At 58.8% G+C, this 21,312-nt stretch carries 17 protein-coding genes and 1 tRNA gene; 13 read left to right on the top strand and 5 right to left on the bottom strand.

What is annotated here, in order from left to right; genetic code table 11:
* The first annotated feature begins 4 nt into the window (after positions 1-4).
* The 12 genes from BK658_RS04295 (at position 5) to BK658_RS04350 (ending at position 12,321) form a co-directional block, all read left to right on the top strand.
* A tRNA-Ile gene (locus BK658_RS04295) sits at positions 5-81 on the top strand.
* Between the two features lie 405 nt (positions 82-486).
* The gene (locus tag BK658_RS04300; protein ID WP_123581392.1) at positions 487-1,281 is read left to right on the top strand and encodes a lipopolysaccharide biosynthesis protein; all 795 of its coding nucleotides are present in this window, start codon (positions 487-489) and stop codon (positions 1,279-1,281) included.
* A gap of 108 nt (positions 1,282-1,389) precedes the next feature.
* Positions 1,390-1,851, top strand: a complete 462-nt coding sequence (locus BK658_RS04305) for an Lrp/AsnC family transcriptional regulator (protein ID WP_123581393.1) — start codon at positions 1,390-1,392, stop codon at positions 1,849-1,851.
* Between the two features lie 140 nt (positions 1,852-1,991).
* Entirely contained in the window at positions 1,992-3,674 is a 1,683-nt protein-coding gene (locus BK658_RS04310) for a flavin monoamine oxidase family protein (protein ID WP_123581204.1), read from the top strand.
* A 12-nt stretch (positions 3,675-3,686) separates the two neighbouring features.
* Positions 3,687-4,481: a carbon-nitrogen hydrolase family protein gene (locus BK658_RS04315; protein WP_123581205.1), complete on the top strand. Its 795-nt coding sequence runs from the start codon at positions 3,687-3,689 to the stop codon at positions 4,479-4,481.
* Between the two features lie 48 nt (positions 4,482-4,529).
* Complete coding sequence (pqqF, locus tag BK658_RS04320) at positions 4,530-7,013, top strand: pyrroloquinoline quinone biosynthesis protein PqqF (RefSeq protein ID WP_123581206.1); 2,484 nt, start codon at positions 4,530-4,532, stop codon at positions 7,011-7,013.
* Between the two features lie 138 nt (positions 7,014-7,151).
* The gene (pqqA, locus tag BK658_RS04325; RefSeq protein WP_003194766.1) at positions 7,152-7,226 is read left to right on the top strand and encodes a pyrroloquinoline quinone precursor peptide PqqA; all 75 of its coding nucleotides are present in this window, start codon (positions 7,152-7,154) and stop codon (positions 7,224-7,226) included.
* Between the two features lie 85 nt (positions 7,227-7,311).
* Entirely contained in the window at positions 7,312-8,223 is a 912-nt protein-coding gene (gene pqqB, locus BK658_RS04330) for a pyrroloquinoline quinone biosynthesis protein PqqB (RefSeq protein WP_123581207.1), read from the top strand.
* A 128-nt stretch (positions 8,224-8,351) separates the two neighbouring features.
* A complete protein-coding gene (gene pqqC, locus BK658_RS04335) occupies positions 8,352-9,104 on the top strand; it encodes a pyrroloquinoline-quinone synthase PqqC (protein ID WP_123581208.1) in 753 nt (250 codons plus the stop codon).
* The gene (gene pqqD, locus BK658_RS04340) at positions 9,101-9,376 is read left to right on the top strand and encodes a pyrroloquinoline quinone biosynthesis peptide chaperone PqqD (protein WP_123581209.1); all 276 of its coding nucleotides are present in this window, start codon (positions 9,101-9,103) and stop codon (positions 9,374-9,376) included. The genes pqqC and pqqD overlap by 4 nt, the downstream gene beginning before the upstream one ends.
* A complete protein-coding gene (gene pqqE, locus BK658_RS04345) occupies positions 9,348-10,523 on the top strand; it encodes a pyrroloquinoline quinone biosynthesis protein PqqE (RefSeq protein ID WP_123581210.1) in 1,176 nt (391 codons plus the stop codon). Before pqqD ends, pqqE begins: the two co-directional genes overlap by 29 nt.
* Positions 10,489-12,321 (top strand): alpha/beta hydrolase family protein, encoded by a 1,833-nt coding sequence (locus BK658_RS04350; protein ID WP_123581211.1) that lies wholly within the window; start codon positions 10,489-10,491, stop codon positions 12,319-12,321. The genes pqqE and BK658_RS04350 overlap by 35 nt, the downstream gene beginning before the upstream one ends.
* Before the next feature lie 89 nt (positions 12,322-12,410).
* On the opposite strand, the gene BK658_RS04355 is transcribed toward BK658_RS04350, so the two are convergent.
* Together BK658_RS04355 and BK658_RS04360 are read right to left on the bottom strand one after the other, a co-directional pair.
* Positions 12,411-13,688: an aspartate aminotransferase family protein gene (locus tag BK658_RS04355; RefSeq protein WP_123581212.1), complete on the bottom strand. Its 1,278-nt coding sequence runs from the start codon at positions 13,686-13,688 to the stop codon at positions 12,411-12,413.
* A complete protein-coding gene (locus tag BK658_RS04360; RefSeq protein ID WP_123581213.1) occupies positions 13,685-14,383 on the bottom strand; it encodes an MOSC domain-containing protein in 699 nt (232 codons plus the stop codon). The genes BK658_RS04355 and BK658_RS04360 overlap by 4 nt, the downstream gene beginning before the upstream one ends.
* A 101-nt stretch (positions 14,384-14,484) precedes the next feature.
* On the opposite strand from BK658_RS04360, the gene BK658_RS04365 reads away from it, so the two are divergent.
* Complete coding sequence (locus BK658_RS04365) at positions 14,485-15,414, top strand: LysR family transcriptional regulator (protein WP_103315894.1); 930 nt, start codon at positions 14,485-14,487, stop codon at positions 15,412-15,414.
* 236 nt (positions 15,415-15,650) lie between these two features.
* On the opposite strand, the gene BK658_RS04370 is transcribed toward BK658_RS04365, so the two are convergent.
* From BK658_RS04370 to BK658_RS04380, 3 genes are all read right to left on the bottom strand, one after another.
* Entirely contained in the window at positions 15,651-17,429 is a 1,779-nt protein-coding gene (locus BK658_RS04370; RefSeq protein ID WP_123581214.1) for an acyl-CoA dehydrogenase C-terminal domain-containing protein, read from the bottom strand.
* 336 nt (positions 17,430-17,765) lie between these two features.
* Positions 17,766-19,055, bottom strand: coding sequence for a GGDEF domain-containing protein (locus tag BK658_RS04375; protein WP_123581215.1), 1,290 nt, complete (start codon positions 19,053-19,055; stop codon positions 17,766-17,768).
* 221 nt (positions 19,056-19,276) lie between these two features.
* The gene (locus BK658_RS04380) at positions 19,277-21,082 is read right to left on the bottom strand and encodes a phenylacyl-CoA dehydrogenase (RefSeq protein WP_123581216.1); all 1,806 of its coding nucleotides are present in this window, start codon (positions 21,080-21,082) and stop codon (positions 19,277-19,279) included.
* Positions 21,083-21,312: the final 230 nt, after the last annotated feature.

Below are 21,312 nucleotides of genomic sequence, written 5' to 3' on the forward strand. Positions count from 1 at the left end.
CTGAGGGCCTATAGCTCAGTTGGTTAGAGCAGAGGACTCATAATCCTTTGGTCCACGGTTCAAGTCCGTGTGGGCCCACCAAACTCAAAAGCCGCGCATTGCGCGGCTTTTTTGTACCCGCGAGAAGTCCGGTACGCCAAGCCCATGGCATTTACGCCATGCATTTGGCGAAAAAAACGTCTACAGTTCATGCTTGCATGACCCCATGCATACCCAGCGCAATGTCTTGTGCATTTTTGAGTTCGCGCGCCTTGGAGCAAGTAGCAGGTCATCGGTCGGTTCGATAGAAAACCCACGTCGCACGAGCCTGTCGGGCTTGGTATTCGAGACCCTTTCCTGACCCACATTCGATATCGAACGCTCATCAGGCCACATCGAAGCCCCATGACGAATGACGTGCTATCAGATATCTTGAAATTCGGTATCGACTCCAACCACCGACAAGAATAAACAATCGATGCCATTGGCATGACCAACGGACACCTGATGAACGCAAGCGAAAAATATTTCATGATCGATAACAAACTTAGTCATGTGAACGGGTTCAATGAGTGTCACAACATCGAAACAGGAACTGTTTTCATTATTGCCTCCGGCAGTTCCGCCAAAGACTTTCCCATTGAAGAGTTCGCTCATGTTCCGATGATCACAATGAACGGGGCGGTCGCACTTTTCGAGGGTACCGCGATCCAGCCGTTTTTCTACGTTTGTACGGACATGAGCTTCCCGACTCAGCAGCCCGAATTATTTTCGCACGCGATGCAGATTAGCCAGCGAGTCGCCTTGTGGGAGGAGTACATCCGGCGAAACAGCATTCGACCTCATGGCAAGCTATACGCTCTAAAGCCGGCAGCTAAACAATCCTGGGTCGATTCGATCTTCAAAAAGAACAACGACCTCGTGCGCAGTCGTTCTATTTTCGGCCACCGAAGAAAGAGTATCGGGTTTAGCAAAAATCTCAGCGATGGCTTTTTCGATTCCCGCACCGTGGCTTATCTTGCTCTACAACTTGCCTACCATGCCGGTTTCACCAAGGTGATCCTGGTCGGGGTTGACTTGCAACAATCCAGTGGTCGGTTCTATGAAACGGCTGACAGCCGCATATCCCCGTGTGAACTCGATCAACATTTCCACACCCGAATTCTTCCGTCATTGAAGTTGATGTCGAAAAAGGTCATGAACAAGAACTTCTCGGTCTACAACCTCTCTGGCAACTCTCGAATCCCCGACAGCGTGATACCCAATATAAAAATTCAAGAGGTCAGGGCCTTGGTCAAATGACCTGCATCATGCAGGCGTTTCGCGTGTAAACCGATCCACCGCACAGCCCTTTACGGCTCACCAGTCGGTAACATGCTCGCCCACCGATATGTGCCGCCGGAGATGACCTTGCCTGATACCCGCCGTCCCGTCCTCGACGAAATCGACCGCCAACTGATCGCGGCCTTGCAGATCAATGCCCGTGAAAGCGTGGCCATGCTCGCCCGGCAATTGGGGATTGCGCGCACTACGGTAACGTCACGCCTGGCGCGGCTGGAAAAGGCCCGGGTCATTACCGGCTACGGCGTGCGACTCGGGCAGCGAGTGGTCGATGGCGGTTTGCAGGCTTATGTCGGGATCACCGTGCAACCGCGCTCCGGCAAGGAAGTGCTGCGTCGGCTCAGCGCCATGGCGCAGGTTCAGCAGTTGTGTGCGGTCAGCGGCGAATTCGATTACGTGGCCTGGCTGCGTACCGATTCACCGGAACAACTCGACCAGTTGCTCGACCAGATCGGCAGTGTCGACGGCGTAGAAAAAACCACCACGTCGATCATCCTCAGCAGCAAGATTGACCGCGGCCAGCCAGTTTGATCGATCAGCTCGTCATATTGCACAAACAATATGCAGAATGACGACACATTGCGTCTTATTAACGTGCTCTACGCTCCCTAGAATGGCGACAGTCTTTTCCTATACTCAGCACCGAGTGCGAGTCGCCAGTAAGGTCAGCCATGAACAAGAACAATCGCCATCCTGCAGACGGTAAAAAACCAGTCACCATTTTCGGCCCGGACTTTCCATTCGCCTTTGACGACTGGATCGAGCACCCGGCTGGCTTAGGCAGTATTCCTGTGCATAACCACGGCGCGGAAGTGGCGATTGTCGGCGCAGGTATCGCGGGGCTGGTGGCCGCTTATGAGCTGATGAAACTGGGCCTCAAGCCGGTCGTCTATGAAGCCTCGAAAATGGGCGGCCGCTTGCGCTCCCAGGCCTTCGAAGGCGCTGAAGGGATCATCGCCGAGTTGGGCGGCATGCGCTTCCCGGTGTCGTCCACTGCGTTCTATCACTACGTCGACAAACTCGGTCTTGAGACCAAGCCTTTCCCCAACCCGCTGACCCCTGCCTCCGGCAGCACCGTCATCGACCTGGAAGGCCAGACCCATTACGCACAGAAACTCGCCGACCTTCCTGCACTGTTCCAGGAAGTGGCTGACGCCTGGGCGGATGCACTGGAAGACGGCTCACGCTTTGGCGAGATCCAGCAAGCGATCCGCGATCGCGATGTGCCGCGCCTCAAAGAGCTGTGGAATACCCTCGTTCCGCTGTGGGATGACCGGACCTTCTACGACTTCGTCGCCACCTCCAAAGCCTTCGCCAAGCTGTCGTTCCATCACCGCGAAGTGTTCGGCCAGGTCGGCTTCGGCACCGGCGGTTGGGACTCGGACTTCCCGAACTCGATGCTGGAAATCTTCCGCGTAGTCATGACCAACTGCGACGATCACCAACACCTGGTGGTCGGCGGTGTAGAGCAGGTGCCGTTGGGCATCTGGCGCCATGTGCCGGAGCGCTGTGCTCACTGGCCGGCAGGCACCAGCCTGAGTTCGCTGCACAACGGTGCACCGCGCACCGGAGTCAAACGCATCGCGCGCGCCGCCGACGGCCGTTTCAGCGTGACCGACAACTGGGGTGACACCCGCGAATACGCCGCTGTGCTGACCACTTGCCAGAGCTGGTTGCTGACCACTCAGATCGAGTGCGAAGAGTCGCTGTTCTCGCAAAAAATGTGGATGGCCCTGGACCGCACTCGCTACATGCAATCGTCGAAAACCTTCGTGATGGTCGACCGGCCATTCTGGAAAGACAAAGACCCGGAAACCGGTCGCGACCTGATGAGCATGACCCTCACCGATCGCCTGACCCGTGGCACCTACCTCTTCGATAACGGCGACGACAAGCCAGGCGTGATTTGCCTGTCGTATTCGTGGATGAGCGATGCGCTGAAAATGCTTCCGCAACCGATCGAAAAACGCGTGAAGCTGGCATTGGATGCACTGAAGAAGATCTATCCAAAAGTCGACATCGCTGCGCGCATCATCGGCGACCCGATTACTGTGTCCTGGGAAGCCGACCCGCATTTCCTCGGTGCATTCAAAGGCGCCCTGCCCGGCCACTATCGCTACAACCAGCGGATGTATGCACACTTCATGCAACAAGACATGCCCGCCGAACAGCGTGGGATTTTTATCGCTGGCGACGATGTTTCGTGGACACCGGCCTGGGTCGAAGGCGCCGTACAGACTTCGCTCAACGCGGTATGGGGCATCATGAATCACTTCGGTGGTGAAACCCACGCCGAAAACCCTGGCCCGGGCGATGTGTTTCATGAAATCGGCCCGATTGCCCTGCCCGAGTAAGAGGACTCCGAAATGCGCGTAGCTCTCTACCAATGCCCGCCGCTGCCGCTCGACGTTGCCGGCAATCTGCAACGCCTGCAAAAGCTCACGGCAGAGGCCAAAGGCGCCGATCTGCTAGTGTTCCCGGAGATGTTCCTGACCGGCTACAACATCGGCGCCGAAGCGGTTGGCGCATTGGCCGAGGCGCAAGACGGCGCCTCAGCGCAGTACATTGCGAGCATCGCCAAGGCCTCCGGTATCGCCATTGTGTATGGCTACCCGGAGCGCGCCGAGGACGGGCAGATCTACAACGCCGTGCAACTGATCGACAGCCGAGGCCAGCGCCTGGCCAACTACCGCAAGACTCACTTATTCGGCGAGCTCGATCATTCGATGTTCAGCGCTGGGCCGGATGAGTTTCCATTGGTGGAACTCAATGGCTGGAAGCTGGGCTTTTTGATCTGCTACGACCTGGAGTTTCCGGAAAACGCCCGGCGCCTGGCGCTGGCCGGTGCCGAGCTGATTCTGGTGCCGACGGCGAACATGACTCCCTACGACTTCATCGCCGATGTCACCGTGCGCTCGCGGGCCTTCGAGAACCAGTGTTACGTGGCGTACGCCAATTACTGTGGGCACGAGGGTGAAATTCACTACTGCGGTCAAAGCAGCATCGCTGCGCCGGATGGCAGTCGCATCGCCCAGGCCGGCCTGGATGAAGCGCTGATCGTTGGTACGCTGGATCGGCAGTTGATGCTCAACTCTCGCGCCGTCAATCGCTACTTTCTCGATCGTCGGCCAGACCTCTACGGCGACCTGAACAAGCACTGATCCCATGTTTTCGCTAGCATGAGCACTTCTCAAGTAGCGGAAGTGCTCATGCCTGCGCCGACCCACCTTCACCCTCATGCCGAAACCCTGGCCAACGGCCTGCAGGTTTCACTTCGTCATGCGCCCGGTTTGAAACGCTGCGCCGCTGTTTTACGGGTTGCCGCCGGCAGCCACGATGCGCCACTGGCCTGGCCTGGGCTGGCGCACTTTCTTGAACACTTGTTCTTTCTCGGCACCGAACGCTTTCCTGCTGACGATGGCTTGATGGCCTACGTGCAACGTCATGGCGGGCAACTTAACGCCAGCACCCGCGAACGCACCACCGACTTCTTCTTCGAATTACCGCCCCAGGCCTTCGCCGGAGGGCTTGAGCGTTTGTGCGACATGCTCGCCCACCCGCGTCTGAATCCGGACGATCAGTTGCGTGAACGGGAAGTACTGGAAGCCGAATTCATTGCCTGGTCTCAAGATGCTGAGGCGCAGCGACACCTCGCATTGTTTGACGGGCTTGCGCCAGATCATCCATTGCGTGGTTTCCATGCTGGCAATCGCGACAGCCTGGCGGTACAGCAGCCCGAGTTTCAACAGGCCTTAAGCGCGTTCTATCAGCGTTTCTACCAGACCGGTCAAATAACTCTGAGCCTTGCCGGTCCGCAGTCTGTGGATGAGTTGCGTAGCCTGGCCGAGCGCTTGAGCACCAACTTCGCCGTCGGTAAACAGCAACCGCAAAGCGCCCCGCCCGCGTTGATGGCAACCGCAAATAACAGTTATCAACAGGCTGACGAACGCCGACTCAACCTGCTGTTTGCATTCGAAGCCTTGCCGAACGCATCCCGTGAAGCGCTGGATTTTCTCTGCACCTGGCTGAACGCGTCGAAACCGAGAGGCGTCTTCGCCGAGTTACGCCATCGCCAACTGATCGACAGCCTGAAGGCAACGCCGCTGTACCAATTCGCCGGGCAAGCGCTGCTGCAGGTCGAGTTCAACCTGACGGCCAGTGCCGCAACGCAGGCCGGTATAATCCGTGAGCTGCTGGGTGATTGGTTAAACTTCTTCGCCGACGCTGCCGACGGATCCGAACTGCGCGAAGAATATGCCCTGCTGCAACAGCGCAAGCTTCAAACCGGCAACGCCTTGGCACTTGCCCGACTGGACAGTGAGAATTTGGAGCTGGGATTGTCGGAGTCGGGTGTCATTGCCCTTGAGTCCCTATTGCAGCAAATGAACCCGACACCTGTGGATAACCTGGATGTCGCCTGGCAACTGCCACCCTCCAATCCGTTCCTGCGCTCGGCCGAGGCGCCAGCACCCGCCGGTTTGATCCGTGGACAAACCAGCGCCCATCGCGGCTTGCGCACGTTTGCCCAGGATCGCACTCGCGGTCGCCGTGAGCGCTCGCCGATGCAGTTCAGCCAAGCTTTCGCCGACGATAATGGCGAAGCGGCGATTTGCCTGCGTTGGCGTCTCGACTCCGCACCGCCAGCCAATCTGCAGCCGACACTGGTCCACAGCCTGCAAGGCCTGTGCAATGATGCCTGTCAGGCAGGCGTCGATCTGTCCTTCAGCGAAACGGGCAATCAATGGTTGCTGAAAATGAGCGGACGGCATGAGCCGATGCAGGCAATTCTCGAACAGGCGCTGCTGTGTCTGACGAAACCCGTCGCCGCTGCCTGGCTCAATACCGAATCGCCAGCGCCGCTGATTGCGATCCGGCAGTTGCTTAAGGTGTTGCCGACACATTGCCTGGAACAAGACTCGCAGCCGACATCGCAGCCGGCCAGTGCTGATGACCTACAGAAAATCTGGGCCACTGCACGTTGGGATGGATTGGCCGCAGGTCTGCCGGCAACCGTTCAAACAGCGATCACCCGCGCCTTGAGTCGCATGCCTGGTATTCCCGACAGCGAGTTGACCGTGCCCGTCTCCATTGCCGGCCAACACCTCTGGAGCAAAGTACCGAGTAACACCAACGAAAATGCGCTCTTGCTGTTTTGCCCGACGCCCACTCAGGAGCTGGCCGACGAAGCCGCGTGGCGCCTGCTCGCGCAACTCTGCCAAACGCCGTTCTATCAACGCCTGCGGGTCGAACTGCAATTGGGCTACGCAGTGTTCAGTGGTGTCCGTCAGATCAATGGACAGACCGGACTGCTGTTCGGCGTGCAATCGCCGAGCGCGTCGGTGAAAGAGATCCTCGAACACATCGAAGCCTTCCTGAAGCAACTGCCCGAACTCATCTCGACGCTCGATGAAGCGTCCTTGATCAATCAACGCCAGACCCTGGCCGAACAACTCGACGGCAACGCCATGCCACTTGCCCAGGCCTTTGAACTGCTGTGGCAGGGCAAACTGGGCGGCCATTCGTCGGATTACCTGCCGCAATTGCAACAGGCCGTTTTGCTGCTGGATCGCGCAGCTTTGCTCGACGCGGCAAGGCGCTTGATACATGCAGCAGGTGGCCGCCGATGCTTGGCCACCGATGCCTGCCCGAATGGCACCTGGCAACCGACAGTCCGATCATTACCGGGGCTGTAATGGGCTTTCTTCAAGAGATGTCTCCAATTTGCGGAACCGTTTCAGTAACATAGCCCGGCAAGCCTTTGAACATCTCCTGCAGGAGGTGGGCTATAGGTATAGAGTGAATTTTTCTTACGAGCCTGAAGGAACGTTTTTATGACTTGGTCCAAACCTGCTTACACCGACCTGCGTATCGGCTTTGAAGTCACCATGTACTTCGCCAGCCGTTGATACTGCCCTTGGGTAGAACATGCGGTACAACGCCTCGGCCCGTCCGGGGCGTTTTTATTTTTAGCGTTGAAGTGATGGAGCGACCATGTTTGTCCAGATTCTAGGTTCCGCCGCCGGCGGTGGTTTTCCGCAGTGGAACTGCAACTGCGTTAACTGCGCAGGTTTTCGCGACGGTAGCCTGCGGGCCGAGGCGCGCACCCAGTCGTCTATTGCGATTTCCGATGACGGCGTGAACTGGGTCCTGTGCAACGCCTCGCCGGACATTCGCGCGCAACTCCAGAACTTCGCCCCGATGCAACCAGGCCGCGCCCTGCGTGACACCGGCATCAGCGCAATCATCCTGATGGACAGCCAGATCGACCACACCACCGGCCTGCTGAGCCTGCGCGAAGGCTGCCCGCATCAGGTCTGGTGCACTGACATGGTCCATGAAGACCTCAGCACCGGCTTCCCGCTGTTCACCATGCTTACCCACTGGAACGGCGGGTTGAACTGGAACCGCATCGAGCTCGACCAGAGCTTCACCGTCCCGGCCTGCCCGAACCTGCGCTTTACCCCGCTGCCGCTGCGTAGCGCCGCACCGCCCTACTCGCCACATCGCTTCGACCCACACCCGGGCGACAACATCGGGTTGATCGTCGAAGACCTGCGTACCGGCGGCAAGTTGTTCTACGCGCCAGGGCTGGGCAAGGTCGATGCGCCGTTGCTGGAGATCATGGCGGGCAGCGATTGCCTGCTGGTGGACGGCACGCTGTGGGACGACGATGAAATGCAGCGCCGCGGCGTCGGCACCCGCACTGGCCGGGAGATGGGTCACCTGGCACAGAACGGCCCCGGCGGCATGCTCGAAGTGTTGGAGCAACTGCCACAGCAGCGCAAAGTACTTATCCACATCAACAACACCAACCCGATCCTTGATGAGGACTCGGCCGAGCGCGCCGAGTTGGTTCGACGCAATGTTGAAGTGGCCTACGACGGCATGAGTATCGAGTTGTAAGAAATGGCCCCTTCGCGAGCAAGCCCGCCTCCATATGAGACAGCGCTATCCTGTGGGAGCGGATTTGCTCGCGAAGACGCCAGACCAGACAACGCAGAATTCCAACGGTTATTCCCCGGAGAACCGAAATGACTGACACACCACTCTCCCCCGCCGAGTTCGAACAGGCGCTTCGGGCGAAGGGCGCCTACTACCACATCCATCATCCCTATCACGTGGCGATGTACGAAGGCCGGGCGACTCGCGAGCAGATCCAGGGCTGGGTCGCCAACCGCTTCTACTATCAGGTGAACATCCCGCTCAAGGACGCTGCGATTCTGGCCAACTGCCCGGACCGTGAGATCCGTCGCGAGTGGATTCAGCGCCTGCTCGACCACGACGGCGCGCCTGGTGAAGACGGCGGCATCGAAGCCTGGCTACGCCTCGGCCAAGCCGTTGGCCTGGACCCGGAGCAACTGCGTTCCCAGGAGCTGGTGTTGCCCGGCGTGCGTTTCGCGGTGGATGCCTACGTCAACTTCGCCCGCCGGGCCAGCTGGCAGGAAGCCGCCAGCAGCTCACTGACCGAACTGTTCGCCCCGCAAATCCACCAGTCACGTCTGGACAGCTGGCCGCAGCATTACCCGTGGATCGATCCGGCCGGTTATGAGTATTTCCGCACCCGGCTGGGCCAGGCGCGGCGCGATGTCGAGCACGGTCTGGCGATCACCCTGCAGCACTACACCACGTATGAAGGCCAGCAACGCATGCTGGAAATTCTCCAGTTCAAACTGGACATCCTTTGGAGCATGCTTGATGCCATGAGCATGGCTTATGAACTGAACCGCCCGCCTTATCACAGCGTGACCGAGCAACGGGTCTGGCATAAAGGGATCGCCTTATGAGTTTCGACCGCAGCAAGACCCCGAGCTGGCGTCCCGGCTACCGCTTCCAGTACGAACCGGCGCAAAAAGGCCATGTGCTGCTGTACCCGGAAGGCATGATCAAACTCAACGAAAGCGCCGCGCTGATTGGTGGCCTGATCGACGGTGAGCGTGACGTCGCGGCGATCATTGCCGAACTGGACGCGAAGTTTCCGGGCGTACCCGAGCTCGGTGACGACATCGAGCAATTCATGGAGGTCGCCCGTGCAGAGCACTGGATCGAGCTTGCCTGAATCAGCGGCCCTGCCATTGCCGCCCAAACCCGAGATCGGCCTGCCGCTATGGCTGCTCGCCGAGTTGACCTACCGCTGCCCACTGCAATGCCCCTACTGCTCGAACCCACTGGACTTCGCCGAGCAAGGCAAAGAGCTCAGCACCGAGCAGTGGCTCAAGGTGTTTCGCGAGGCGCGGGAAATGGGCGCGGCGCAGTTGGGCTTCTCTGGCGGCGAACCGCTCGTACGCCAGGACCTCGCAGAGCTGATCGCCGAGGCTCGAAAACTGGGCTTCTACACCAACCTGATCACCTCGGGGATTGGCCTCACCGAGCAGAAAATCAGCGACTTCAAGAAGGCCGGTCTCGATCACATCCAGATCAGTTTCCAGGCCAGCGATGAACAGGTGAACAACCTTCTGGCGGGTTCGAAAAAAGCCTTCGCGCAGAAGCTCGAGATGGCCCGTGCGGTGAAAGCCCACGGCTACCCGATGGTGCTGAACTTCGTCACCCATCGACACAATATCGACAAGATCGACCGCATCATTGAGCTGTGCATTGCCCTGGAAGCCGACTTCGTCGAGCTCGCCACCTGCCAGTTCTACGGCTGGGCCCAGCTCAACCGCGTCGGTTTGCTGCCGACCAGGGAACAGCTGGTGCGCGCCGAGCGCATCACCAACGAATATCGCACCAAACTCGAAGCCGAAGGTAACCCGTGCAAGCTGATCTTCGTCACCCCGGACTACTACGAAGAGCGCCCCAAAGCCTGCATGAACGGTTGGGGCAGCATTTTCCTGACCGTGACCCCAGACGGCACCGCCCTGCCGTGCCACGGTGCACGACAGATGCCGGTGCAATTCCCGAACGTGCGCGATCACAGCATGCAGCACATCTGGTACGACTCGTTCGGCTTCAACCGCTTCCGCGGTTACAACTGGATGCCCGAGCCGTGCCGCTCCTGTGACGAGAAAGAAAAGGACTTCGGCGGCTGCCGTTGCCAGGCCTTCATGCTCACGGGTGACGCGAGCAATGCCGACCCGGTGTGCAGCAAGTCGGAACATCACGGCGTGATCCTCAAGGCCCGCGAAGAAGCCGAACACGCCACCCAGACCATCGAACAGTTGGCATTTCGCAATGAACGAAACTCACGTCTCATCGTTAAAGGTTGAACCTGTCAGCGCCCTCAAAGCCGTAGCGGCCGGTGTCGATTTCACTGACTTGCGCGTCGGCGCTCAGGGTGTGTTCTGGAATGAGTACCGCCCCGAAGATGGCGCCTGCCGAATCTGGCAGTGGCGCGACAACACCGCCCATTGCCTGACCCCGCCGGGGTTCAGTGCGCGCAGTCGGGTTTATGAATACGGTGGCGGATCCTTTTGCCTGAGCGATGACGGCGTGGTCTTCGTCAACGAGACGGATCAGCAGTTGTATCGGCAATCGTTGGCCGGTGAAATACCACAGGCGCTGACCGTGGGTGAATGCCGTTACGGCGATCTGCAATTTGCCGGCGGGCAGGTACTCGCCGTCGAAGAACAAGGCAATCAGCATCGCCTGGTGGCCATTGATCCGGCAGACGGCAAACGTCAGCTGTTGGCCGAAGGCGCAGACTTTTACTCGGCGCCGACCCTGAGTCCGGATGCCGGGCGGTTGGCCTGGATCGAATGGAGCCGGCCGCATCAACCCTGGACCGCGACACGCTTGATGGTCGCCGAACGTGACACCAACGGAGCTTTCTGCAAGCCGCATTGTGTGGCCGGTGACACCTCTGAAGAGTCATTACAACAGCCTCGCTTCGATGATGCCGGCCGCCTGTATTGCCTGACTGATCGCGCCGGATTCTGGCAGCCGTGGGTCGAAACCGGATCAGGCTTGCAGCCGCTGCCCAGCAGCGACGCCGATCATGCGCCGGCGCCGTGGCAGCTTGGTGGTTGCACCTGGTTGCCGCTTGGTGAAAAGAGTTACCTGGCGAGCTGGACCGTGGGAGGGTTTGGACGCTTGGGGCTGCGCTCTGGCGATTCCACCGAGGATTTCACCGGTGACTACAGTCGCTTCCGAAATCTGGCGCTGGACCAGGAATCTGTTTACTGCATCGCGGCTTCGCCAGTCAGTCCTTCTGCGGTGATTGCCATCAACCGTAAAAGCCATCAAGTCCGGGTGTTGGCGGGCGGAGTGGCCCCTCTGCCCGCCGAGCACATCAGCCAGCCGCAGACACTGCGCTACCCAAGCGGTGCCGGCGAGGCCCATGGTTTCTTTTATCCAGCCATGACCGATGTCGCCAAACCACCGTTGCTGGTGTTCATTCATGGCGGGCCAACGTCGGCGTGCTACCCGATACTCGATCCGCGAATCCAGTACTGGGCGCAACGCGGCTTCGCGGTCGCCGACCTTAACTATCGCGGCAGTAGCGGTTACGGTCGCGCCTATCGGCAGGCGCTGCACCTGAGCTGGGGCGAAGTGGATGTCGAAGACGCCTGCGCCGTGGTCGCCTACCTCGCCGGGCAAGGTTTGATCGACGGCGATCACGCGTTCATTCGTGGTGGCAGTGCTGGCGGTTACACCACACTCTGCGCGCTGGCATTTCGGGACGTCTTCAGCGCGGGCGCCAGTTTGTACGGCGTCAGCGACCCGGCGGCCCTGGGCCGCACCACCCACAAATTCGAAGGTGACTATCTGGACTGGCTGATCGGCGATCCGCAGCAGGATGCCGAGCGCTACGTAGCCCGCACACCGCTGCTGCACGCGAGTGAGATCCACGTGCCAGTGATCTTCTTTCAAGGCGAACTTGACGCTGTGGTGGTGCCACAACAGACCCGCGATATGGTCACGGCCCTGCAGGCCAAGGGCATTCCCGCCCAGGCCCATTACTACCCTGAGGAGCGCCACGGTTTTCGCAAGGCAAATAATCAGGCCCATGTACTGGAGCAGGAATGGCTGTTTTATCGCGCGGTGATGGAGCAGAAGAACGCGTGAAAAAAAAACGCCCCATGCCAAAAGAATCAGGCATGGGGCGACGCGTTATACCGCGAGACGGTTAGGGAATTAGAGAAGTGCTGGTCTGTTCAGACCGCGATGCCTTTGCGACATTGAAGTTGGGCCGTGCGCACCCGGGAAAAAGCTCGGGCCAGGCGCAGGAGCATTTCGTCGATATTGGTCTTGCTGACTGTCAGCGCCGGCGTAAACCGCAGGCAATCGGGTTTCGGGGCGCTCAACAGCAAACCTTCGTACAGCGCCGCATTCACCACGGCGTCAGCCGAATCGTCACTCAGTGTCAGCCCCCAGAGCAGCCCTTGGCCACGCAGTTCACCGTGCCCGTAACGGTTGGCCAATCGGCTCAAGCCTTCGCGCAGGTGTTGAGCGCTTTCCCGAACGTGCTCGAGGAAGCCGTGATCCAGCACGCTGTCCAGAACCGCCAGCGCCGCCGAGGCCATCAATGCGTTGCCATGATGGGTGCCATCCAGCTCGCCCGACTCGAGGCAGCAGGCTTTACCGCGCGCCAGAAGCGCCGCCACTGGCACCCCGCCGCCCAGCCCTTTGCCCAGCACAACAATGTCGGCGCGTACGCCGTAAAACTGTTCGGCGAGCAGACTGCCGCAACGGCCAATCCCGGTTTGCACTTCGTCGAGTATCAGCAAAATCCCCAACTCACGGCATAGGCGCTCGACACCTTTGAGGTAATGCTCGGTCGCCGGAACCACCCCGGCGGCGCTTTGGATCGGCTCAAGCAGGATAGCTACGGTTTGTGCATCTACCGCCGCATGTAACGCAGGTAAATCATTGAACGGAACGTGGCTGAAACCCGGAAGCTGCGGCTCAAAGCGATTGTTCTGACAGTCCGACGCGGACACGGCCGCAAAGCCGTGACCATGGCAGCTACCACTCGCGGTGATAATTCGCGAAGCACCGCCACGATGCAGTTGCCCCCATTTGCGCGCCAGCTTGATCGCTGCTTCGCACGCTTCACTGCCACTGTTGAGCAGGTAAACCTTGTCGCTGCCGGTACTGGCGCACAACCGTTCAGCCAGATTGAGTTGGCCACGGTTAAGCAGACCCGAACCCGGATTGATCAGCGTTTGCGCTTGAGCGCAGATGGCTTTGATCAGCACCGATGGGCTGTGACCGAGGCTGTTGGCCGCGCCACCTTGGGTGAAATCCAGATACGCGCGATCATCACTGTCCCAGAGCCAGGAACCCTGGCCACGAACGAAAACTTGCCGGGGTCGCTCGACACTGGGCATCAGGCACTCGCGGGAAAGGTTGTCGTGCCTGGAAGGCCGAAAATGCTCCACCACCAGATCATCCAGGCTCAGCTGTTGGCGACGCAGGTTGAACAGGTTCATGCGCGCATTCCCTCAAGCGGCGAACCCAGCAGACGCGAAGACCAATCCTCGACTCGCCCGGTGCGCAAGCGTTTGAGTGCAATATCACGCCAGCGCGAAGACAGCGCCGGGCAGTCGACGAGTTTTTTCAAACCGGCATGCTCAAGCGGCTCTTGATAAAAACAGCGCAACGCCCAGGCCACAGTCAGGCCGGGGTAGCTGCGCTGGATCAGCTCGAACGGCTGATCGGCGCTAACGAAACCGGGTTTGAGAACGCGGTAGAACCAGCCGCAGCGCCCTGTATCCTGCGCCAGTTGCGGCAAGATCGGCACACCCCAGCGGTGGCTCAACCGATAACACGGCGAGCGCGGCTGGCTGACCTGCAACAACGCACCGCCCCAGCGAAACATATCGCCGAGGCATACCTGCTCTTCAGTCAGGCCACGGGTTGAAAGGTTTTCACCGAAGGCCGGCGCGTTCCAGTCGATCTGTGGATAACGTTTACGCCAGTAAGCGTAGTGTTCGGACGGGTAATGATGCAGGGCGCGTTCGGGGCCAGTATGAAAACGCGGATCGCCGTGTTCATCGCTGCCCAGGCCTTGCGGCCACAACCAGAGTCGATTGGCAATCCGCTGTTTGTCGGTATCGCAGATCAAACCCTGTCCGAGATTTTTTGCCTTGCCTATGTAAACACCATCAACGTAAACGGTATTCATCGCGCTTTCTGGCCCTGTAAGCCTTGTGAATGCGGTTAGACTAGGCTTCTGTCAGGCGCTGAGCCATTTCGATTTTCCAGCTTTTTCGATAAGAATTACTTATGGATTTTAAGCAACTGCGTTATTTCGTCGCGGTGTATGAAGAAGGCCATGTCGGACGGGCTGCCGAACGCCTGTCGATCTCCCAGCCGGCGCTGTCGCAGCAGATCCGCCAACTGGAACAGAACCTCGACGTGGGCCTGTTCGAACGCAGCAGTAAACGCCTTCTGCCCACCCTGGCCGCGCATACCTTGTACAATCACGCCCTGCCCTTGCTCGACGGTCTGCAGCGTGCGCGCGAGGCCTTGGGCAACTTCAAGGGCCAGGCATTGCGCACCTTGGCCATCGGTGTGCTGCAAACCGTTCACACCAGCCTGGTGCCCAAAATGCTGGAGCGTGTGCGCAAGGCGCAACCGCACCTGGTGGTACAGATCTACGAACTCACGGGGCTGGAAATCGAACGTCGATTGCTCAATGGCTCACTCGACATCGGTATCAGCTATCTGCCGCCGCGCCAACCCGGGCTGCATGGCGTTTTGCTGTATGAAGATGAACTGACCCTGGTCATCCCTGCCGATCATCCGTTGCGTGAATTCAAGAAAGTCTCCATGAGTCAGGCAGCGGAGTTGCCGATGCTGTTGCTGGGGGAAGAGTTTCAGGTCCGGCAGATCTGGCAGGGACAACTGGCCAATCTCGGACGCCGCCCGCAAGTACAGGCGGAACTGAACAACATGGCGGGGATCCTCGACAGTTTGCCCCACACCAGACTGGCCACTGTCCTACCCGGCCGCTCACAGCAGGAACACGGAAACAAGGCACTCTTGTGGAAACCCTTGAGTGAGCCGCGGGTTCCCCTGAAAGTAGGATTGGTCTGTCGCGACGTTCAACGTCAGCAAGCGACACTGGAGTTGCTGCGCAACCTGCTGGAAGACGTGATAAACAGCCCGGCCGGGCGGATGACGAGCCCGACGGTACTGGATGTTCAGGGCTGAACGGCAAAAACATAAATCGCAGGCAAAAGAAAACCCCGCCGAAGCGGGGCTTTGCAGACTGTTTCCCTGACATCCATTTCACTCCGCCGTCCTGGCAGAATCCTACGTGTCCGTGTTATTGCTTTGCGCTTCCTGCGCGACGTCCATGTGAAGTAGATTAGCTCTGGATCCAATCCTGGAACAGGGGAAAACAGCAGCACGTCACGTAAGCAAATGCTTACATGACGTTACACTTCTCAGAATTGCGCCGCATCCAACAGAAACAGCGACTCACTACCGGCCTTGACCGAAGCGCTCAGCGAATGAATTCGTGGCAGCAGGCGAGCGAAGTAAAAGCGTGCGGTGCCCAGTTTGCTGGCGTAGAAGTCGTCCTGCGCCTCTTTACCAAAGGCTGCCTTGGCCATCAGTGCCCACATGTAGGCGTAGGACACATAGCCAAACACTTGCAGATACTCGACCGAGGCCGCGCCGATTTCGTTCGGGTTATTTTTCACGCGGTCCAACAACCAGGCGGTCAGCTCGTCCAGCGTATCGACAGCGTCGTTCAATGGTTTGGTGAACTCGGCCAGATCAGCGCTCGCGGTGGCGGTGAAATGACGAATCTCATCAGCAAACAACTTGTAGTACGCCCCGCCGCTGCCGACGATCTTGCGCCCGACCAGGTCAAGCGCCTGAATGCCGTTGGTGCCTTCGTAGATCTGGGTGATCCGCACGTCACGCACCAGTTGTTCCTGGCCCCACTCGCGGATGTAGCCGTGGCCACCGAAGACCTGCTGGCCGTGGACGGTGGTTTCCAGGCCCAGATCCGTGAGGAATGCTTTGGCGACCGGCGTCAGCAAGGCCACCAGATCTTCGGCGCGTTTGCGGGTAGTCACGTCTTCGCTGAACTTGGCGGTATCCAGTTGCATGGCCACGTAGGTTGAGAATGCACGACCACCCTCGTTCGAGGCCTTCATGGTCAGCAGCATGCGACGTACGTCCGGGTGAACGATGATCGGGTCGGCGACCTTGTCTTTGTTCTGCGCGCCCGTCGGTGAACGGCTTTGCAGGCGATCACGAGCGTATTCAACCGCGTTCTGGTAAGAGCGCTCGCCGCTGGCCAGGCCCTGGATACCGACACCCAGACGCTCGTAGTTCATCATGGTGAACATGGCCGCCAGGCCTTTGTTCGGCTCACCCACGAGGTAACCCACGGCTTCGTCGAAGTTCATCACGCAGGTAGCGGATGCCTGGATGCCCATTTTGTGTTCGATCGAACCGCAGTTAGCCGGGTTACGCGCACCGAGACTGCCATCGGCGTTGACCATGAACTTCGGAACCAGGAACAGCGAAATACCTTTCGGACCCGCAGGGGCATCCGGCAGTTTGGCCAGCACCAGATGAATGATATTTTCGGTCAGGTCATGTTCACCGCCGGTGATGAAGATCTTGGTTCCGCTGACCTTGTAGGAGCCGTCTGCTTGCGGTTCGGCCTTGGTACGGATAATCCCCAAGTCAGTCCCCGCGTGCGGTTCAGTCAGGCACATGGAGCCCGCCCAGACACCGGCGTACATGTTTGGCAGGTAAGCGGCTTTCAGTTCTTCGCTGGCGTGAGCGTTAATCGACAGGCAAGCCCCGGCAGTCAGCATCGGGTACAGACCGAACGACAGGCTGGCGGAGTTGACCATTTCTTCGACCTGAGCCGAAACCGCTTTCGGCATGCCCATGCCACCGTAGGACGGATCGCCACCGACGCCAACCCAACCGCCTTCAGCATAAGTCTGATAAGCCTGTGGGAAACCTGCTGGTGTGGTGACGGCACCGTCGCTCCAGTGGCAGCCTTCTTCGTCGGCAGCACGGCTCAGCGGTGCGATGCTTTTGCTGGTGACTTTGCCGGCTTCCTCAAGGATTGCCTCGACTGTCTCAGCATCGACGGTATCAGCCAGGGCGGGCAGTTCAGCCCACAGTTTGGCAACCTCGAAAACTTCATTGAGGACGAAGCGCATATCGCGCAAGGGCGCTTTGTAGTCAGCCATGGCAAACCTCGTGAGAACTTGGAAAGTGATTCATAGGATCGGGTTTCAGCAAGGTCTTGAGTGTACCTGAACAACTTTTGCGACACATAGGGTCAACTAGTGACCTATTTGTAATTTTTAGTCACCAACAAAAAGATCGCAGCCTGCGGCAACTCCTACAGACCCATCTGTATTGTAGGAGCTGCCGCAGGCTGCGATCTTTCAGAGGCAGCGCTGTCGCGCAGGGAGAGACTTGTACTTGGGCATGGTCGTTTCTCCGTCAGCAGATCATTCAAACCTACTGCCGCGAATCGCCTCGAACAATCACCGTCCAGACGCTGAGTGCGCGATCATCACTCAGCCCGTAGCGCCGTCCATACGTACGGCGCCACGGCGGCTTTGCCCGAATGCGATCACGCAGTTTCGCCCCGCGCCCTTGGCGCTGTAGAGCGCCTGGTCTGCGGATTTCAGGACTTCTTCCGGGGTCCGCTGCTCTAGTCGCTCGGCGACACCGATGCTCACCGTGACCGAAACACTTGAGGCGCCAGAACCCGCACGGCGTTGCCGACCTTGCTGATCGTCTTGCGGACGGCTGTCCTGATTGCGCAACTGAATGTTGTAGGTGGCAATCGACTCACGGATGACTTCCAGGTGCGGCATGCACTCTTCGAGCGTTTTGGCGGCGAACACCAAGGCGAACTCCTCGCCCCCGTAACGATACGCCCGGCCACCGCCGCCGATCTTCGACAACTTGCTGGCCACCAGCCGCAACACCTGGTCGCCGACATCGTGCCCGTGGGTGTCGTTGAATTTCTTGAAGTGGTCGACGTCGCTCATGGCCAACACATAGTTGCGGCCCAGACGCTGCATGCGCTCGTTCAAGGCGCGACGCCCCGGCAGGCCCGTCAGCTCATCACGAAAAGCCATTTGATAGGCTTCGTGGGCGACCGCCGCGGCAATCATCAACATCACCTGGCTGCACATGATGTTCAGGGTGAACGGCAGGATGAAGGTCTTGGGCAACATCCAGAACAGTCCGAGCAGGCCCACCAGTTGCGCCGCATGCAGCGGGCGTGGGTTGCGCCAGTATTGATAGGCCAACAATAGAAAGGATGCGAGGAACACTGGATAGGACAACTGGATCAAACTCATCCAGGCACCATGCAATGCCGGCCAGCGTATTTCCGACAGCCACATCAGCAACGCTTGCGGGTAACTCTGCTCAAGCCCGAGTGCAACACTGCCGAATGCCAGCAGTACGGCGAAGCGCGCAACCATGTCCTGAAACAGGTGGGTGCGTTCCTGCCAGGCAGCAAACAGCCCGTACAACAAAGGCAGCAGTAAACAGCAGAGATGGAAAACCACCGCCGCGTCGTCACGCACCTTGCCGTAATCACGGTAGTAATCGGTTTGGGTATCGAGCAGAAAGTAGGCGATGTACACCGTGACCATCAGAAACAGTTCACGTTGACGTCGGTAAACCGCGCAGTACGAACCACCGAGCAACAGCACCAGGGTTGGCAGCACGTTGAACAGTGAGGTGAAAAAGACGTTGAGATCCTTGACGTAGGCAGCCGCGAGCCCCGCAAGCAATAACAGTAATGAGGGTAAAAAGTGACTGAGACGTACAGCGGAAGAACGCGGCAAGGGTAGAGCTCCGGCCCGGCAAATCAATGGATGGCATTGTGCCTGCATTCCTGACAATTAAGCACATGCAATGTGACGTACATCACGCCGCACACTCTTTAACGGCAGCAAAAGCGTTCTACTTAGCGTTTTAGTCGGGAATATTTGCAGCCGTTTTGCAGCAGGCAGAAAAAAGCCGCTGCTCCCGAAGAAGCAGCGGCTGTTTGAAGCTCTCGCGGGACTTAGTAGCCCAGTGCGAAGTCTTCTTCTTTCATGTCCATCAGGTTGTTAGCACCCGACAGCATGGTTGCAACGTGCGTGCGGGTACGCGGCAGGATGCGCTGGAAGTAGAAGCGCGCTGTCTGCAGCTTGGCAGTGTAGAACGCCTCTTCGGTGGTGCCGGCAGCCAGTTTCTCGGCAGCCAGGCGCGCCATGTCAGCCCAGAAGTAGGCCAGGCAGGCGTAACCGGAGTACATCAGGTAATCCACCGACGCGGCGCCGACTTCCTCGCGATCTTTCATCGCGGCCATACCGACCTTCATGGTCAGTTCGCCCCATTCCTTGTTCAGTGCAGCCAACGGCTCGACGAACTCTTTGACCGCTTCGTTGCCTTCGTTGGTCTGGCAGAACTTGTGGACGATCTTGGTGAAGCCTTTCAGAGCCTCGCCTTGAGTCATCAGCACTTTACGGCCCAGCAAGTCGAGCGCCTGGATACCGGTGGTGCCTTCGTACAACATCGAAATGCGGCTGTCGCGAACGTTCTGCTCCATGCCCCACTCGGCGATAAAGCCGTGGCCGCCATAGATCTGCACACCATGGTTGGCGGATTCAAAGCCGACTTCAGTCATGAAGGCCTTGGCGATCGGCGTCATGAAAGCCAGCAGTGCATCGGCCTTCTTCTTTTCTTCTTCATCCACGCCGTACTTGACGATGTCGACCTGCTTGGCCGTGAAGTAAACCATCGCACGGTTGCCTTCGGCGAATGCCTTCATGGTCAACAGCATACGACGTACATCAGGGTGAACGATGATCGGGTCAGCGGCTTTGTCTGGCGCTTTCGGGCCAGTCAGGGAGCGCATTTGCAGACGATCGCGAGCGTATTTCAGACCACCCTGGAAGCCGATTTCGGCGTGAGCCAGACCTTGCAGAGCCGTACCCAGACGCGCGGTGTTCATAAAGGTGAACATGCAGTTCAGGCCTTTGTTCGCCGGGCCGATCAGAAAACCGGTGGCCGCGTCGAAGTTCATCACGCAGGTGGCGTTACCGTGGATGCCCATTTTGTGTTCCAGGGAACCACAGGTCACGGCGTTACGTGCACCGATGCTGCCGTCTGCGTTCGGCAGGAACTTTGGAACGATGAACAGCGAAATGCCCTTGGTGCCAGCAGGCGCATCCGGCAGACGAGCCAGAACGATGTGGACGATGTTGTCGGCCATATCGTGTTCACCGGCCGAGATGAAGATCTTGGTACCGGAAACTTTGTAGGAACCATCAGCCTGAGGCTCGGCCTTGGTGCGCAGCATGCCGAGATCAGTACCGCAGTGCGGTTCGGTCAGGCACATGGTGCCGGTCCATTCGCCGGACACCAGTTTGGTCAGGTAAGCCTCTTGCTGCTCAGGCGTACCGTGCTCGGAAATGGTGTTCATCGCGCCATGAGACAGGCCTGGGTACATGCCCCACGACCAGTTGGCTTCGCCGACCATTTCGCTCACAGCCAGACCCAGAGACTCCGGCAAGCCTTGGCCACCGTGCTCTACGTCGTGAGCCAGGCTTGGCCAGCCGCCTTCGACGAATTGTTTGTAGGCTTCTTTGAAGCCAGTCGGGGTCTTAACGCCAGACTCGCTCCAGGTGCAGCCTTCGGTGTCACCCACGCGGTTCAGCGGAGCCAGCACCTGCTCACAAAACTTGGCGCCTTCCTCGAGAATGGCGTCAACCATGTCCGGGGTAGCGTCCTGGCAAGCCGGAAGGCTCTGATAGTGCGCTTCGTAGCCGAGCAGTTCGTCACGAACGAAGCGAATATCACGCAAGGGGGCCTTGTAGTCAGGCATAGCGATAAACCTCTGCTGATGTAACCGGGAATGAACGACCGCAATGATTTGTTGTGACGGTCAAACAGTTGTTTGAAACATACGTTTACGCCGAAATCTTGTCAAGCGTCGATCTTTTGCCGTTCGTCATGACCCACGTGAATAGCACGCACGCAAAGGCCCGCAGCCGGTGCGCAAGACAACAAACCGTGTAGGAAAGATTAGTTGAGCGAGAAGGACATGCCTGACAG

It is taken from the genome of Pseudomonas brassicacearum (assembly GCF_003732175.1).
Lineage (GTDB): Bacteria > Pseudomonadota > Gammaproteobacteria > Pseudomonadales > Pseudomonadaceae > Aquipseudomonas > Aquipseudomonas brassicacearum_G.